This window comes from Thermobifida sp. (genome assembly GCF_017577275.1).
GTDB classification, from domain to species: Bacteria; Actinomycetota; Actinomycetes; order Streptosporangiales; family Streptosporangiaceae; genus Thermobifida; species Thermobifida fusca.
Genome location: NZ_PITY01000031.1, coordinates 49,073 through 63,059 on the forward strand (window position 1 = coordinate 49,073; position 13,987 = coordinate 63,059).

General features: G+C 70.1%; 13 protein-coding genes. 7 read left to right on the top strand and 6 right to left on the bottom strand.

Features of this window, described 5'->3' with window-relative positions; all coding sequences use genetic code 11:
* Positions 1-231 precede the first annotated feature (231 nt).
* Complete coding sequence (locus tag CW348_RS14830) at positions 232-1,179, bottom strand: Rieske 2Fe-2S domain-containing protein (protein ID WP_104613027.1); 948 nt, start codon at positions 1,177-1,179, stop codon at positions 232-234.
* 128 nt (positions 1,180-1,307) lie between these two features.
* On the opposite strand from CW348_RS14830, the gene CW348_RS14835 reads away from it, so the two are divergent.
* Entirely contained in the window at positions 1,308-2,312 is a 1,005-nt protein-coding gene (locus CW348_RS14835; RefSeq protein ID WP_011291341.1) for a glycosyltransferase family 9 protein, read from the top strand.
* A 45-nt stretch (positions 2,313-2,357) separates the two neighbouring features.
* On the opposite strand, the gene CW348_RS14840 is transcribed toward CW348_RS14835, so the two are convergent.
* Positions 2,358-2,762: a ChaB family protein gene (locus CW348_RS14840; protein WP_011291340.1), complete on the bottom strand. Its 405-nt coding sequence runs from the start codon at positions 2,760-2,762 to the stop codon at positions 2,358-2,360.
* Positions 2,763-2,837: 75 nt separating this feature from the next.
* Positions 2,838-3,284, bottom strand: coding sequence for a DUF6789 family protein (locus tag CW348_RS14845; RefSeq protein ID WP_016188397.1), 447 nt, complete (start codon positions 3,282-3,284; stop codon positions 2,838-2,840).
* A gap of 163 nt (positions 3,285-3,447) precedes the next feature.
* Between CW348_RS14845 and CW348_RS14850 the strand changes: the two genes are divergently transcribed.
* Positions 3,448-3,825: a DUF3140 domain-containing protein gene (locus CW348_RS14850; RefSeq protein ID WP_011291338.1), complete on the top strand. Its 378-nt coding sequence runs from the start codon at positions 3,448-3,450 to the stop codon at positions 3,823-3,825.
* Positions 3,826-3,897: 72 nt separating this feature from the next.
* Here CW348_RS14850 and CW348_RS14855 read toward each other — a convergent pair whose 3' ends face one another.
* The 3 genes from CW348_RS14855 to CW348_RS14865 all read right to left on the bottom strand — a co-directional run bounded on the left by CW348_RS14855 (position 3,898) and on the right by CW348_RS14865 (position 6,642).
* The gene (locus CW348_RS14855) at positions 3,898-4,632 is read right to left on the bottom strand and encodes a metallophosphoesterase (protein WP_011291337.1); all 735 of its coding nucleotides are present in this window, start codon (positions 4,630-4,632) and stop codon (positions 3,898-3,900) included.
* On the bottom strand, positions 4,629-5,447 hold the full coding sequence (locus CW348_RS14860; protein WP_011291336.1) for a nucleotidyltransferase: 819 nt from the start codon (positions 5,445-5,447) through the stop codon (positions 4,629-4,631). Before CW348_RS14860 ends, CW348_RS14855 begins: the two co-directional genes overlap by 4 nt.
* 127 nt (positions 5,448-5,574) lie before the next feature.
* The gene (locus CW348_RS14865; protein ID WP_011291335.1) at positions 5,575-6,642 is read right to left on the bottom strand and encodes an SDR family oxidoreductase; all 1,068 of its coding nucleotides are present in this window, start codon (positions 6,640-6,642) and stop codon (positions 5,575-5,577) included.
* A gap of 335 nt (positions 6,643-6,977) precedes the next feature.
* Between CW348_RS14865 and CW348_RS14870 the strand changes: the two genes are divergently transcribed.
* The 5 genes from CW348_RS14870 to CW348_RS14890 all read left to right on the top strand — a co-directional run bounded on the left by CW348_RS14870 (position 6,978) and on the right by CW348_RS14890 (position 13,316).
* Positions 6,978-7,817 (top strand): SigB/SigF/SigG family RNA polymerase sigma factor, encoded by an 840-nt coding sequence (locus CW348_RS14870; protein WP_016188396.1) that lies wholly within the window; start codon positions 6,978-6,980, stop codon positions 7,815-7,817.
* Between the two features lie 234 nt (positions 7,818-8,051).
* Positions 8,052-8,960, top strand: coding sequence for a manganese catalase family protein (locus CW348_RS14875; RefSeq protein WP_011291333.1), 909 nt, complete (start codon positions 8,052-8,054; stop codon positions 8,958-8,960).
* A 163-nt stretch (positions 8,961-9,123) separates the two neighbouring features.
* Entirely contained in the window at positions 9,124-10,299 is a 1,176-nt protein-coding gene (locus CW348_RS14880; protein ID WP_011291332.1) for a zinc-dependent alcohol dehydrogenase, read from the top strand.
* A gap of 87 nt (positions 10,300-10,386) precedes the next feature.
* Entirely contained in the window at positions 10,387-11,907 is a 1,521-nt protein-coding gene (locus tag CW348_RS14885; protein ID WP_061783623.1) for a hypothetical protein, read from the top strand.
* 503 nt (positions 11,908-12,410) lie between these two features.
* The gene (locus CW348_RS14890) at positions 12,411-13,316 is read left to right on the top strand and encodes a dienelactone hydrolase family protein (protein WP_287464091.1); all 906 of its coding nucleotides are present in this window, start codon (positions 12,411-12,413) and stop codon (positions 13,314-13,316) included.
* Positions 13,317-13,987: the final 671 nt, after the last annotated feature.

Consider the following 13,987-nt stretch of genomic DNA (forward strand, 5'->3'; position numbering starts at 1 on the left):
AAACCGGGGATTTCGGGGTGTGCCGGGACGAGCGGTGCCGCCGCGTGCCTCCTACGGCAGGGGACGGACAGGCCGGGACGGGAAGAGCAGTCTGATCGAGGCGGGGCGGAAGAGGGGTGCTCCCGGCCGACAGGCCGGGCGGGGCCCGGTGGTGCGAGGCGTTCGACGACGCCCCGCACCCGGATGCGGGCATGCTGGCCGCGGGAAACTCTTAGGCTCCCCGGGCAGCGGTCACCGTGCGGTGGTCTTCTTCTCCTTCTCCTTGCGCTGCGCCGCTTCGGTTTCGGCTCGGGGACGGGGAACCTCCGTGGCGGGGCGGTCCTGCGGGCGGCGCACCCACACCGCGCCGTCGCGTACCGACACCTCCATCATCGGCTGGGCCGCGGTAGCGGGACCGTGCGCCACGACACCGTCGGTAAGCCGGAACATGCTGCCGTGCCACGGGCAGCGGATGCAGTCCCCCTCGATCTTCCCCTTCTCGAGCGGGCCACCCAAGTGGGAGCAGACCCCCACCAGCGCGTGCACGTTGTCCTTGATCCGCACCACGGCCAGCGGCACCTCGCCCACCTGGGCCCGGGCGGGTTTCCCCTCGGGGAAGTCCTTGAGCATGCCGATCTTGTGCCACTCGGACGGCATCCGGTCGATCAGGTAGTCGGCGCGGTTGGCCCCGCTCGCGCGGTAGTAGGACAAGTGGCCGCCGAGCATGCCGGCGAACGCGACCGCGCTCAACCCCATGCCGCCGAGCATCGCCCCCGTCGAATGCTGTCCCCGGGAACGCGCCAGCGACGACAGGCCGAACAGCAGAATGCCCGTGCCGTTGGCCAGAGCGTGGATCACACCGGTGCGCTGCTGGCGTTTGTGCTGCTGGGAGAGGTCCACCCACCCGGCAATCGCCGCGGGGATCGCGGTGAGGACACCGATATTCACCAGCAGGTGCGCGGAGCGGCGCAGCCCAGGGCCGCCACCCGGCACCAAGTCCAGTAGGAACGCTGACAGCCACGAGCCGATCGGCACCTGGATCAGCAGCGGGTGGACCGGATGGCCGAGCGGCACCCCGTGCAGCAGGTCGCGGGCCTTCCCCCGGGGGACGACCCGGTCCACCAGCCGCTCCGCGAACGTCGCGATCTGGTCCAGGCTCTCGTTCCGTTCAATCTTCCGAATGGGTTCGCCAAGTCTCATGCGGGCCCGGCTACCCGCGGGGCGGTCAGTCGAACCGCCCGCCAGTCCTGTTTCCCACCAAGCTCACCCCAGGTATCCGCGTCCCCGGGTCAACGTTTGTCCTGGTCGTTTTCTGGTAGGTGTGGATTATGAAAGAACAGTACGGTTTCGTGCCGGCCTTTCCCCTTCCCCCGCTGGCCCCTGGGGAACGGGAGCGGCCGATCCTGCTCGTCCTGCGCGCCCGCGGACTCGGCGACTTCGTGACCGCGGTCCCCGCCTTGCGCGCGCTGAGCCGCACCTTCTCCCAGCACCGGCCTATCCTCGCGGGCCCCGAGTCCACCGCGGAACTGCTCGCCCTCGCCGGGCTTCCGTGGGAGACCGTCACGGTCACCGGTCCCGTCACCCCGCCGTGGTCCGGGCTCAGCCCACCCGACATCGCCGTCAACCTGCACGGGCGCGGCCCGCAGAGCACTCGTGCCCTTGCCGCGCTCCACCCGCGGCTGCTGTGGGCCCACTACGACCCCGACGACGCGATCGTGCCCGGCCCGGCATGGACCGTCGACCTGCACGAAGTCGACCGGTGGTGCCGGCTGCTGGCCTACTACGGCATCACCGCCGACCCCGAAGACCTGCGGTGGCCTGTACCCCCGGAAGAGAAGGACACCTCTTCGACCGTGGTCATCCACCCGGGGGCGGCCTTCGCTGCCCGCCGCTGGCCGGAGCTGCGGTTCGCGGAGATCGCCCGCCACCTGCGCGACCAAGGGATGCGGGTGGTGGTCACCGGCTCCCCGGCAGAACAGCGCCTCGCGGAACGCATTGCCCGCGTGGCAGGCCTGTCCCCGCAGGACGACCTCGCCGGTCGGACCGGGCTGTCCCAGCTCGCCTCCCTCATCGCGCACGCCCGGCTCGTGGTCAGCGGGGACACCGGGGTCGCGCACCTGGCGACCGCCTACGGCACCCCGTCGGTGACCCTGTTCGGCCCGTCCTCACCCGCGACCTGGGGGCCGCGGATCGACCGGGAACGGCACCGCTGCCTGTGGTCGGGCACCACTGGGGACCCGCGCGCCACCCGCGTCGACCCGGGTCTTGCCGCCATCACCACCGACGAAGTACTCGAAGCGTGTACAGACCTCCTCGCCTCCCTCCCCCGGTGACCGGCCCCCGCGGCCAAGCCCTCTGGCCCGCGGGCGCGGTCCAGGTCACTGCCGGGCCTGGCGGGTACGGGCCCGGTTCTCCCGCTGCAATGCCGCCACCAGCTCCTCCTTCGTCATCGTGGACCGGCCGGGAATCCCCAAGTCGCGGGCGCGCTCGTACAAGTGCTTCTTGGAAGCGGTGACGTCCACCCCTTCCGCGGTGTCCACGTCTGCGCCGCGGCCCGCACGGGGGTTGGCGGCCTGCGGATCCGACGGCCCCTGGGCTTCCTTCGGCTCCCAGTGGTCCCCCACCTTTTCGAACGAGTGCTTCAACGCCGCGTACGCGACACGGTGGGCACGCTCCCCCTCCCCGTAGGTCTCCACCGCTGAATCGTGGGCTTTGATCCAGGTGCGCTGCGCCTTCTCCGACGAGCGCTGCAGCGTGCTCGGCAACTCATCTTTCGCGGGCATCGGCTGTCACTCCTCTGCCGTCTCGGCGCTACCTCCCTATCCCCCACGCCTGACCGCTGCCCTCGCAGCTAAACATCACCTGCGCATCCGGCGGAGCGCCGCGGCGAGCGCGGCCCCGTACACCAGGTGCGCCACGACCATGGTGACCGCGCGTTTCGGGTTGTCGCGGTGCGCGGGCGGCTGCACGGTGAGCCGCGGCACCCACCCCTCGTAGCTGAGCAGCCACACCAGCAGCCCGTAGCATGCCCCCGCGACCAGGCCGGGGGACCGTTCCCCTGTCGCGGCGCCGAAGACGGCGCCCGCCGCCACCCCGAACCCGGCGTGGGCGAGCACGGTTACCGCGTTCTCCCCCGGGCGCGGAGTGCGCTCCCGCCCGCCCGGCAGCAGCCGCCGGGTCACCAGTTTCGGGGGGAGCAGCGGATCCTTGCCCCGCCGGTAGGCCGCGGCCAGGAGCCCGCTCATCGCCCCGGTTGCCGCGAACCCCGCCACTGCCCCCTGTGCTGCCGCGCGGACGATGCCCACGGTTCCTTCCTCCCTCGCCCAGTGCCATTCCACGGTTGTCCTCGCGGGTACCGCGCACACCGGTCGGCAAACGTTGCCGGGCCAGCGGGTTTGCCGCGGACCAGGTTCGGTAGCGAAACCGGCAAGAGATGTCCGGATCCGCAGCAGTCACGGGGAGGCACATATGGCGCAGCACCGTCTCAGCGAGGACGCTCTCGACCGGCTGTGGACGCGGTTCCACGAACTCGTCAACATGAACGGCAACGAACTGCGTTCCTGGCTGCTGACCGAGGCGTCGAACCCGGAAGGCTTCACCTCCCACCCCTCGCTGAACATCGACGAGGAGGGCCGGAAAATCATCCACGTGCTGACCAAGCGGCGCACCGACCTGACTGATGAAGACGTGGACACCATGCAGACCGTGGTGGACGAGGTGTCGTTGCTGCTGCAGAATCCCCGACCGGACGACGACGAGTGGCGGCACGCCCTGATGACCTTGGGCCACGACCCGTTGAAACCCACTTCGCCCCGGCCGGGGGAAGACCCGGAGCTCAGCGGCTAGCGGCGCAGACGCCCTGCAGGGCTCCGCCGTCCGTGTCCGGGCGCAGCCGCGCCCCGGTGGGGCCCGCGCCCCTCAGCGGGTGGGCTGTGTCGTGCGCTCGTCGAGTCGGTACACCCCGTAGGGGCGGCCGAGGACCGGCAAAGCCACGTTGCGCACCGGCACCCCGCCCGCGGTCATCCCCACCTCGGTGCCCCGGTGGGCGTGCCCGTGCACCGCGAGAGCCGCCCCCGCCGCATCAATCGCCTCCGCCAGCAGGTAGCTGCCGAGGAACGGGAAGATCTCCACGGGCTCCCCCGCCAGCGTGTCCCGGACCGGCGCATAGTGGGTGAGGGCGACCACAGTGTCCGCGTCCAGCGACGCCAGCGCTGCCCCGAGCCGTTCGGCGGCTTCCCGCGAGCTCCTGGCGAAACACTTCATCTCCGGTTCGCCGAACTCGGACGCGCACTGGCCTGGAAACCCTAAAGCGAAGCCTTTCACCCCGGCCACGCCGAGTCGTCCCCCCGGGCAGGCCACGACCGTGCCCTCCCCTTCGACCACGGTGATCCCCACGGCCCGCAGCAAGGCGGCGATCTCCTCGTGGGCATCGGAGTGGTAGTCGTGGTTGCCGAGCACCGCGACCACGGGCACGGGCAGGTCGCGGAACTCGTCGGCGACCACCTGCGCCTCCTCGACCGTGCCGTGCTTGGTCAAGTCGCCGGCCAGGAGCAGCACGTCGGCGTCGCCCGCCAGCCCACCGAGCCGCGGCCGGTAGCGTCCCCGCATCTCCTGGTCCATGTGCACGTCGCCCACGGCAGCGACAGTGATCATGTCAGTCGCTCCTCTCGGATGGGGCCGTCGAAGCGGACCACGGACAGTTCGTCGTGGATGCGGTAGCCCGGCAACTGCTCCCGCGCCACGTCAAGCACCCTGCCGCGGCGCCGGGGACAGGACACCTGTCCGCTCAGGTAGACGTCGTCTCCCACCACGCGTACCCGGATCTCCTGCTCCGCGGTACGCGGGTCTTCCGCCAGGGTCCGCTGGAGGCGGCCGGCCAGGTATTGCGGCGGGACGCGCCCCTCCTGCTCCCCGCCGCTGATCACTCCAAGCCGGGTGAGCAGGCCCAGGAACGCAGCCGCGTACGGGGAGTCCCCCACTTCGGCGCGCACCCGGTCCCAGTCCACTTGTTCGCGCAATGCGCGGGCGATGAGCAGCGGGCCGGAGAAATCGCATTCGTGCTCCCCGAACGCACGCATCCGCAGCAGGACCAGGTCCGTGGCGTCCATGACGGGCATCCGGACCGAGTCGACTTCCAGCGGGGTGGCGCGGGCCAGCGTGGCGGGGGTGATCGGCACGTTGGCCGGGGTGTGGAGGAGGTCCACTTCGACCTCCCCGTCGTAGGCTTTGAGCAGCCAGTCCTCGGGAGCGTCGGCGGGGGTGAACCCGATCCCGATCAGCACGCGGAGGGCCCGTTCGGCGTCTTCGGGCAGCACCACGAAGTCCACGTCCTTGCGGGACGGGGGCGCTCCCCGCGCGAACGCCGCAAACCCTCCGCTGAGCGCGAACGGCACCTCGTGGGCTTTGAGCGCGCTCGCAGCACGTTTGAGCGTGGTGAGCAGCTCCTTGACGTGCGGTTCATGCTCCATCGGCGTGCCCTCCCCCGCGGTTCGGGCGCAACGGTCAGGCCAGATGCGTGGTCTCCACCGCTACCCGGAATTCCCGCGGTAACGCGGCCCTTTCCCCCAGGCCGTGTCCGGCGGGCGGTGCGGACGGTCAGCGGCGGGTGCGGCGCCGCAGCGTCCGGCGCCGCGTCCGAGGCTTGGGCACTGGGGCACGGCCGGCTTCGGGCATCTGGTTGAGGTCCCGGCCAGCCCGGTCGTTGAACCAGGTGAGGAACCGCATCCCCCACTGGTCGGCGCGGGAGGCGGCCTCAAAACCGACGGTGGGGCCTTCCGTGCCCGGTCCCGGCAGTATCCGGTTCACGGTGCGCAGCACGCCCTGGGTGAAACCGGGGGCGATCCCGTGCGCGGCGGTCGCGACCCGTGCCAGCGGGGTGAGGGTGAGATGGTGCCGCCCGTCCTCGATGGCGTCGACGATCCGGCGCGCTGCCCGTGCCGCGCTCATCGACACCAGCGGGGTGCCCGCGAGCAGGGAGAACCAGGCGTACTCCAGGGCGGCGTTGCCCGCGTAGTTGGCGCGGCGGGTCGACCCGGTGCGCATCAGGCCGGGCACGACGGTGAGCACGCGGATGTTGTCGCGGACGAGTTCCGCGTCAAGCCCTTCCGAGAGCCCCACGTGGGCGAACTTGGCGCAGGCGTAGGGCAGCAGGTGGGGCGGGCTGATCTTGCCGCCCACCGAGGTGATGTTGACGAGCACCCCGCCTTTCAGGTGCGGTCTGGCTTCCTGGAACACCCACAGAGGCGCCCAGAACATGATCCGCATCGCGTCGTCGAACTCGGTCTCCCCGAGCGCGTCCAACGGGGCGCTGTGGATGATCCCCGCATTGTTGACGACGATGTCGAGCCCGTCGAAGTAGTCGGCAGTCTCCGCGACCATGGCGCGGATCTGGTCGCGGTCGCGCAGGTCGCAGGTGATCCCGTGGGCGGTGATGCCCAAAGCGCGCAGGTCGGTGACGGCCCGCCGCAGTTCGTCACCGTTGCGGGCGCACACCGCGACCCGGCAGCCCCGCACGCCCAGTTCGCGGGCGAGCAGCAGGCCCAGGCCGCGGGAGCCTCCGGTGATGAGCGCGACCCGGTCGCGGAGCGGGTAGCGGCGGGCCCGCCGGACCGCGTACCCGGTGGCCGCCGCTGCGAGCCCCAGCAGTGCCAGACGTTGCCGCATAGCGCCTCCCCATGGTTGGTGTGACCACTGCGGGGACTCACTCACCCGGTTGCCCCCGTCCCAAACTCTGCTGTGTTGTCCCCGGGCAAAACAACTTCCCGGTTTCGGCCGCGTCTGTTCCCTTCTCGTGATCTCTTGCTTACAGTGAGTGGCGAAATCTGGGTCCAAATGGGGACCTACATCACATCCGATACTTCGGCCCGTTTTCGCCGAAAACGACGGCACCGCACACCAGCCAGGCGCCCCGCACCATGACAGAGCCGGGCGGAAGCAGGGCCACCACACCCATCCGAGGTGCGCGGACCACACCCATGACCCTGCGGGGGACGTTGCCCATGTCCGTTTCGGTTTCCCACAGCGGCCACAGCTCCAACGGCAGTCACAGCCGTAACAGCCGGCCGCCACGCCACGCCGACGAAGCGTATCTTCGCGAGACCCGCGAGCTACTCGCCGAACTCGACCGGGTCCGGGACGACCCGAAAGCTCGCGAACGCATCTACCTCAAACTCACCGAGCTGCACGCTCCCGTGGCCCGACGCATCGCCCGCCAGTACCGCAACCGCGGCGAGCCCGAAGAAGACCTGCGCCAGGTCGCGATGGTGGGGCTGTACAACGCCATCCGCAACTTCGACCCCGCCTACGGCAAAGAGTTCATCTCCTATGCGCTGCCGATGATGACCGGCGAGGTGAAACGCCACTTCAGAGACCGCACCTGGGCGATCCGGGTCCCGCGCAAATACCAGGAGAAGCGCGCCGAACTCAACCGGGTCACCGCAGAGTTCACCCAGCGGCACGGCCGCTCGCCCACGGTCCGGGAGCTCGCGGAGCTGCTGGAGATGGACGAGGAGCAGACCTTGGAGCTCATCGACGCGGCCCGCGCCTACAGCACGCTCTCCCTCGACGTGCCGTTCGGGCCCGACGATGACGGCGCCACCCTGGGCGACACCCTGGGCGGACTCGACGACGCGTTGGAACGTGTCGTCGACCATGCGGCGCTGCGCCCCGCCTTGGCCGCCCTGTCGCCCCGCGACCGTCGTATCCTGCTGCTCCGCTTCGCCGGGGACAAGACCCAGGCGCAGATCGCCGAGATCGTCGGACTGTCGCAGATGCACGTCTCACGGCGGCTCGCCGCGATCCTGACGACGCTGCGGCGCCAACTCGTCGGGGACCACTGACCTGTCCCCGCTCCCAGGCCGACGCGCGGGGCCCGTCGGTCCCGCGCGGACGCCCAGTGCCGCGCCGCTGCTCTCCTGCCCGGTCCCGCCACCAGCGGGTGGTCATCCCCAGGCGGCGGGGACGGAAAACTTCCGTCATCCCAACCCGGTGACGTTCACCTGCCCTCCCCACGGGTAGCCGTCGCCATCCGACCGTCGTGCGACCAGGGCTGCCCGCCCGGGGAAGGGAGCAGGATGTTCCGTCACGACAAACGCCTGCAGTTCGAAGCCAAACCCGAAAAACCCGATCCGCTGTTCGCGAAGAAGCTCCAAGAGCTCATCGGCGGGGCCTACGGCGAGATGACCGTGACCATGCAGTACCTCTTCCAGGGGTGGAACTGCCGGATCGAAGGCAAGTACAAGGACCTCATCATGGACGTGGCCACCGAGGAGATCGGCCACGTGGAAATGCTCGCCACCATGGTGGCGCGGCTCCTGGAAGGCGCCCCGTCCGACACCACGGCCGAAGCCGTACGCGACCCGGTGGTCGCGGCCGTCGTCGGCGGCATGGACGTCCAGCAGGCGATCGTGTCCGGCGGCGGGGCGACCCTCGCCGACTCCTCAGGCACCCCGTGGAACGGCAAGTACATCGTGGCCAGCGGCAACCTGCTCGCCGACTTCTACGCCAACGTCGCCGCCGAAGCGCAAGGCAGAGTGCAGACCGCACGCCTCTACGCCATGACTGACGACCCGGGTGTCAAAGAAATGCTCAAATTCAACCTCGCCCGGGACACCGTGCACCAGAACCTGTGGCTGGCCGCGATCGAAGAGCTCAAGGAAGACGGGTTGGAGGGCGCCATCGCCCCCAACGCGCTCTTCGACGAAGAAAACCAGGAGCATGCCGACACGATCTGGGGCCTGTCCGCTGGCAGCACTGCCGCGCAAGGCGGCTGGATGCGGCGGACCGCCCCGGACGGCCAGCGCCGCCTGCGCTACCTGGAAGACCCCGAACCGCTGGGCGGACCGGCTTCCGTCCCGCCGCCCCGCGACTCGCTGTACGGGACGTTCGCGGGTGCTCCCGGCCAAGGCTCGGAGAAAGGCGCCCAGCGTGCCCCGGGGCCGCGGCAAGGCCTCACCGACAAAGTCAAAGACGCCTTCGACTAGGCGCTGCCCAGCGGCGGAACCTCAAGATTCCGCCGCTGCACCGCCCGAACTCCTGAGGTCCGCCGCCGCACGTTCGGCCGTCCGCACGGTTCGCGGCGCCGTTCCCGGTCACCTGTGGTGATGCGCGACGGCCGACCGGATCACCAGGAGAAGAGGAACCAGCATGCGAGCGCTCACCTGGCAGGGGCCGCGCGACGTGCGCGTGGAAACCGTCCCCGACCCGACCATCGAGGAACCCACTGACGCGATCATCCGCATCACCAGCAGCGGGCTGTGCGGATCCGACCTGCACTTGTACGAGGTGATGGCGCCGTTCATGCGGGAAGGCGACATCCTCGGCCATGAGCCGATGGGGGTGGTGGAAGCGGTGGGCGACGCGGTCACCACCCTCCGGCCCGGCGACCGGGTGGTGGTCCCGTTCAACATCGCCTGCGGCCACTGCTTCATGTGCGTCCAAGGCCTCCAAGCCCAGTGCGAGACGACACAGGTCAGGGAGACCGGCATGGGCGGCCGCCTCTTCGGCTACAGCAGCCTCTACGGGTCGGTCCCCGGCGCGCAGGCGGAGTACCTCCGTGTCCCGCACGCCGACTACGGCCCGATCAAAGTCCCAAAAGGCCCGCCGGACGACCGGTTCGTCTACCTTTCCGACGTGCTGGCCACCGCGTGGCAGGCGGTGCGCTACGCCGCGGTCCCGCCAGGCGGCAGCCTCGCCGTGCTAGGGCTGGGACCCATCGGCGACATGTGCTGCCGGGTCGCCCAGCACCTCGGCGCCGGGCAGGTCTTCGGCGTCGACGTGGTCCCCGAACGGCTGTCCCGGGCTGCGCGGCGCGGGGTCACCACCTTCCACTTCGACGAAGACACGGTCGACGCGATCCGGGACCTGACCGACGGGCGCGGCCCCGACGCCGTCATCGACGCCGTGGGCATGGAAGCGCACGGGTCACCGATCACGCGGACCGCGCAGCGCCTGACCGCGCTCCTGCCCAGCAAGGCGGGCGCCGCCCTCATCACCACCGCGGGAGTGGACCGGCTCACCGCGCTGCACACGGCCATCACCCTGGTCCGGCGGGGCGGCACGATCTCCCTGTCCGGGGTCTACGGCGGGATCGCGGACCCGCTGCCCATGCTCACCCTGTTCGACAAGCAGGTCCAGATCCGGATGGGGCAGGCCAACGTCCGGCGGTGGGTCGACGAGATCCTGCCGCTGCTCACCGACGACGACCCGCTGGGTGTGGACTCGTTCGCCACCCACCGGCTCCCCCTCGCGGAAGCGCCGTACGCCTATGCGGCGTTCCAGCACAAGGACAACGGGATGGTGAAAACCCTGTTCCACCCGTGACTTGCGTCCCGGGGCCCGACTGCCGCGGACCGCCGGGCCCGCCCACGTTCCCCCCTGCTCCTGTGTCTCGTGAACCGAGGAGGGAACGTGTCCTCTGCACTGCAATCCCCGCTTCCCAGCGCATCACCGGCCCCGGCGCGGGCCGGACGCGGCGGGGTGCTCCCCGCGCCCGGCTGGGTTGTGGGTGCGGTCTGCACGGTGTTCGCCGTCGCGGGCCTCACCCTGGTCCCGCCGTGGCTGGGCCTGGGATGGGACGAGGTCGTCTACGTCAGCCAGTACGATCCCCGCAATCCCGCCGCGTTCTTCAGCGCGCCCCGGTCGCGCGGGGTGTCGCTGCTGGCCGCGCCGGTGGTGCTCGTCACCGACTCGGTGGTGGCGCTTCGGGTGTGGCTGGCTGCGGCCGCGGCCGTGGCCATGGGCGCGGCGTTCTGGCCGTGGCTGCGGCTGTATCCGCGCAGCGGGGTGGTGCCGCTCGCAGCCTTCGGGTATGCGAGCCTGTGGGTCAGCTTGTTCTACGCGGCCGCGGCGATGCCCAACCATTTCACGGCGATGGCCGCGGTGGGCGCGGTCGGCTGGTTCCTGGTCGCGGTCCGCGAACCCGCGTCCCGGTCTGCGCTGGCCGGGCTTGCAGCCATGCTGGCGGTGGCCGGGCTGATGCGGCCCAGTGACGCGTTCTGGTTGACCGCGCCTTTGGGGCTGGCCGGACTTGTCGTGCCGTCGTGGCGGCGGGTACCGCTGCTCGCGGCCGTGGCCGGCGGCGGCCTGGCCGGTGTGGCACCGTGGCTGGTGGAAGCGGAGCTCTCCTACGGGGGCGTGCTCTCCCGGCTGGCTCGGGCCTCCGAGATCCAGGGCGGGACCGGGTGGACCCTGGCTGTGGGGTACGTGGTCACCGCGTTGGACGGGCCGCTGCTGTGCCGCCCCTGCACCGAGGACCTGGTGCGCTGGCCTGCCCTGCTCTGGCCGATCGCTTTGGTCGTACTGGTGGTGGGCGGGATTGTCGGCGCTCACCGGGCGGGACGTCCCGCTCTGGGGTGGCTGCCTGTGGTGGTCGCCGGGTCGCTCGCGTTCACCTACCTGTTCCTCGTCTCCTACACGGCGCCGCGTTTCCTCCAGCCCACGTACGCGCTGCTCATGCTGCCCGCTGCGGCAGGACTGCACGATGCGTGGACGGCGACCCGGCCCCGGCTGCGTCCCGTGCTGGGTGCCGGGTTGGCCGTGGCGATCCTCGGACATCTCCTCATCCAGGGGGCGATCCTCACCCACTGGGTCACCGTCCACACGGCGGCCCGGGAGAACTATGCCCGGCTCGCCGAGGAGCTGCATGCGGCCGGGCTACGCCCGCCGTGCGTGCTCACCGGGGACGAGGCCATTCCCATCGCCTACTACGCGGGGTGCGCCTCGGCGGCGGCGTCCGGCAACAACACCACGCACACCCTGGAGGAGCTGCTCGCGGTGAGCCGGACCGTACCGTTCGGGCTGCTCGCCAAGGAGGACGGTCCGCCCGAGTGGGCCGCTGACTGGGACGCGCTGCCCGTGGGTCCCGCCGACGACCCGTGGTCGTGGGTGGTGTACCTCCCGCCGTGGAGCCCGCTGTCCATTCCGGAATGAGTCCGAGCGGGTATTCTCGCTACCTATTTCAGCCCCGGAGTCAGGATTCCGGGCTTTTTCTCTGTCCCACCCCACCCCCACATTTATGGACATTTCCTCGCAAAACACACTATTTGATCTGTGGTTTGGCGAGACACTGGTGATTTCACGGATGCCATCCGGCTCCCCCATGCCGAATAGTGACGTTGCGGTTAAGACACAGAACCGGTTACCGCCGGATCTCCTTACCGCAACGTTGTGAGCGGCCTACCGCAATGGCTGACCACGACGAGGCAGACCCTCGCCCACCAGTGCCTGCCGCATCGGCCCCCCGCTGCGACGGTCACGCCCGGCTTCGGACTCTCGGGGACGGCGCCCCGGTGGGCATGGACCGTTCAGTGTCCCCACGGTGAACGGCCCACCATCCCCCGCACATCCGGTCTGCCCCTGCCGTGGCCAGTGCCGCTCCTCCCTCCGTCCACGGGCGACCCTCCGCTTTCGCCCTTACACGAAGAGGATGTGCAATGGCTGTGATGACCCCCCGCCGGGAGCGCTCTTCCCTGCTCTCCCGAGCTCTGCAAGTGACGGCTGCGGCTGCCACAGCGCTTGTGACCGCGGTCAGCCTGGCCGCCCCCGCTCATGCCGCCAACCCCTACGAGCGCGGCCCCAACCCGACCGACGCCCTGCTCGAAGCCCGCAGCGGCCCCTTCTCCGTCAGCGAGGAGAACGTCTCCCGGTTGAGCGCCAGCGGCTTCGGCGGCGGCACCATCTACTACCCGCGGGAGAACAACACCTACGGTGCCGTGGCGATCTCCCCCGGCTACACCGGCACCCAGGCCTCTGTCGCCTGGCTGGGCAAGCGCATCGCCTCCCACGGCTTCGTCGTCATCACCATCGACACCATCACCACCCTCGACCAGCCGGACAGCCGGGCAGAGCAGCTCAACGCCGCGCTGAACCACATGATCAACCGGGCGTCCTCCACGGTGCGCAGCCGGATCGACAGCAGCCGACTGGCGGTCATGGGCCACTCCATGGGCGGCGGCGGCAGCCTGCGTCTGGCCTCCCAGCGTCCCGACCTGAAGGCCGCCATCCCGCTCACCCCGTGGCACCTCAACAAGAACTGGAGCAGTGTGCGGGTTCCCACCCTCATCATCGGTGCTGACCTGGACACCATCGCTCCGGTCCTCACCCACGCCCGGCCCTTCTACAACAGCCTCCCGACCTCGATCAGCAAGGCCTACCTGGAGCTGGACGGCGCAACCCACTTCGCCCCGAACATCCCCAACAAGATCATCGGCAAGTACAGCGTCGCCTGGCTCAAGCGGTTCGTCGACAACGACACCCGCTACACCCAGTTCCTCTGCCCCGGACCGCGCGACGGACTCTTCGGCGAGGTCGAAGAGTACCGCTCCACCTGCCCGTTCTAGGAAGAGAACACGACGAGTCTTTCCTCCCCATTCTTTCGGTGGCGGTCACTGCGGTGGCCGCCACCGGCCGTTTTGTCCCCCCTTTTCATTCGAAAAATGCGACAAACCACCCTTTTTGCCCCATCGCACCCCCGATACCGAACGAAGTTCGGGTACAACACTGGTGGTTTTACGGATGCATGATCACTGTGACTTGCCCCATAGTGGCAACGCAGTCGAGATAAGGAGCGCATAAACCCCAAACCTCCTTACCTCCGCCTGCTGAGCGGCTCGTTGACCGCACGTGGCCGGGCACACCGGCTTCGCCTACCGGTCGCACGCGCCGTGCCTTCTCCACCCCCGCGGCGGAAAGGCGCGGCGCTCGCGGGCTGGACCGTTCGGACCCCACGCGAACGGCCCGGAACCCATGGCACCCCCGCGTCCGGGAGGCAAGCGCCGCGTGCCTACCGCCAACGGCGCCGCTCACCTCCAGTGGCGAGGCGGGAGTCCGGGTCCACGTCCATGCATGCCCCCGCATGCGGCGCGGCCCGGCCCTGCACAGAACCGAAGAGGATGTGCAATGGCTGTGATGACCCCCCGCCGGGAGCGCTCTTCCCTGCTCTCCCGAGCTCTGCAAGTGACGGCTGCGGCTGCCACAGCGCTTGTGACCGCGGTCAGCCTGGCCGCCCCCG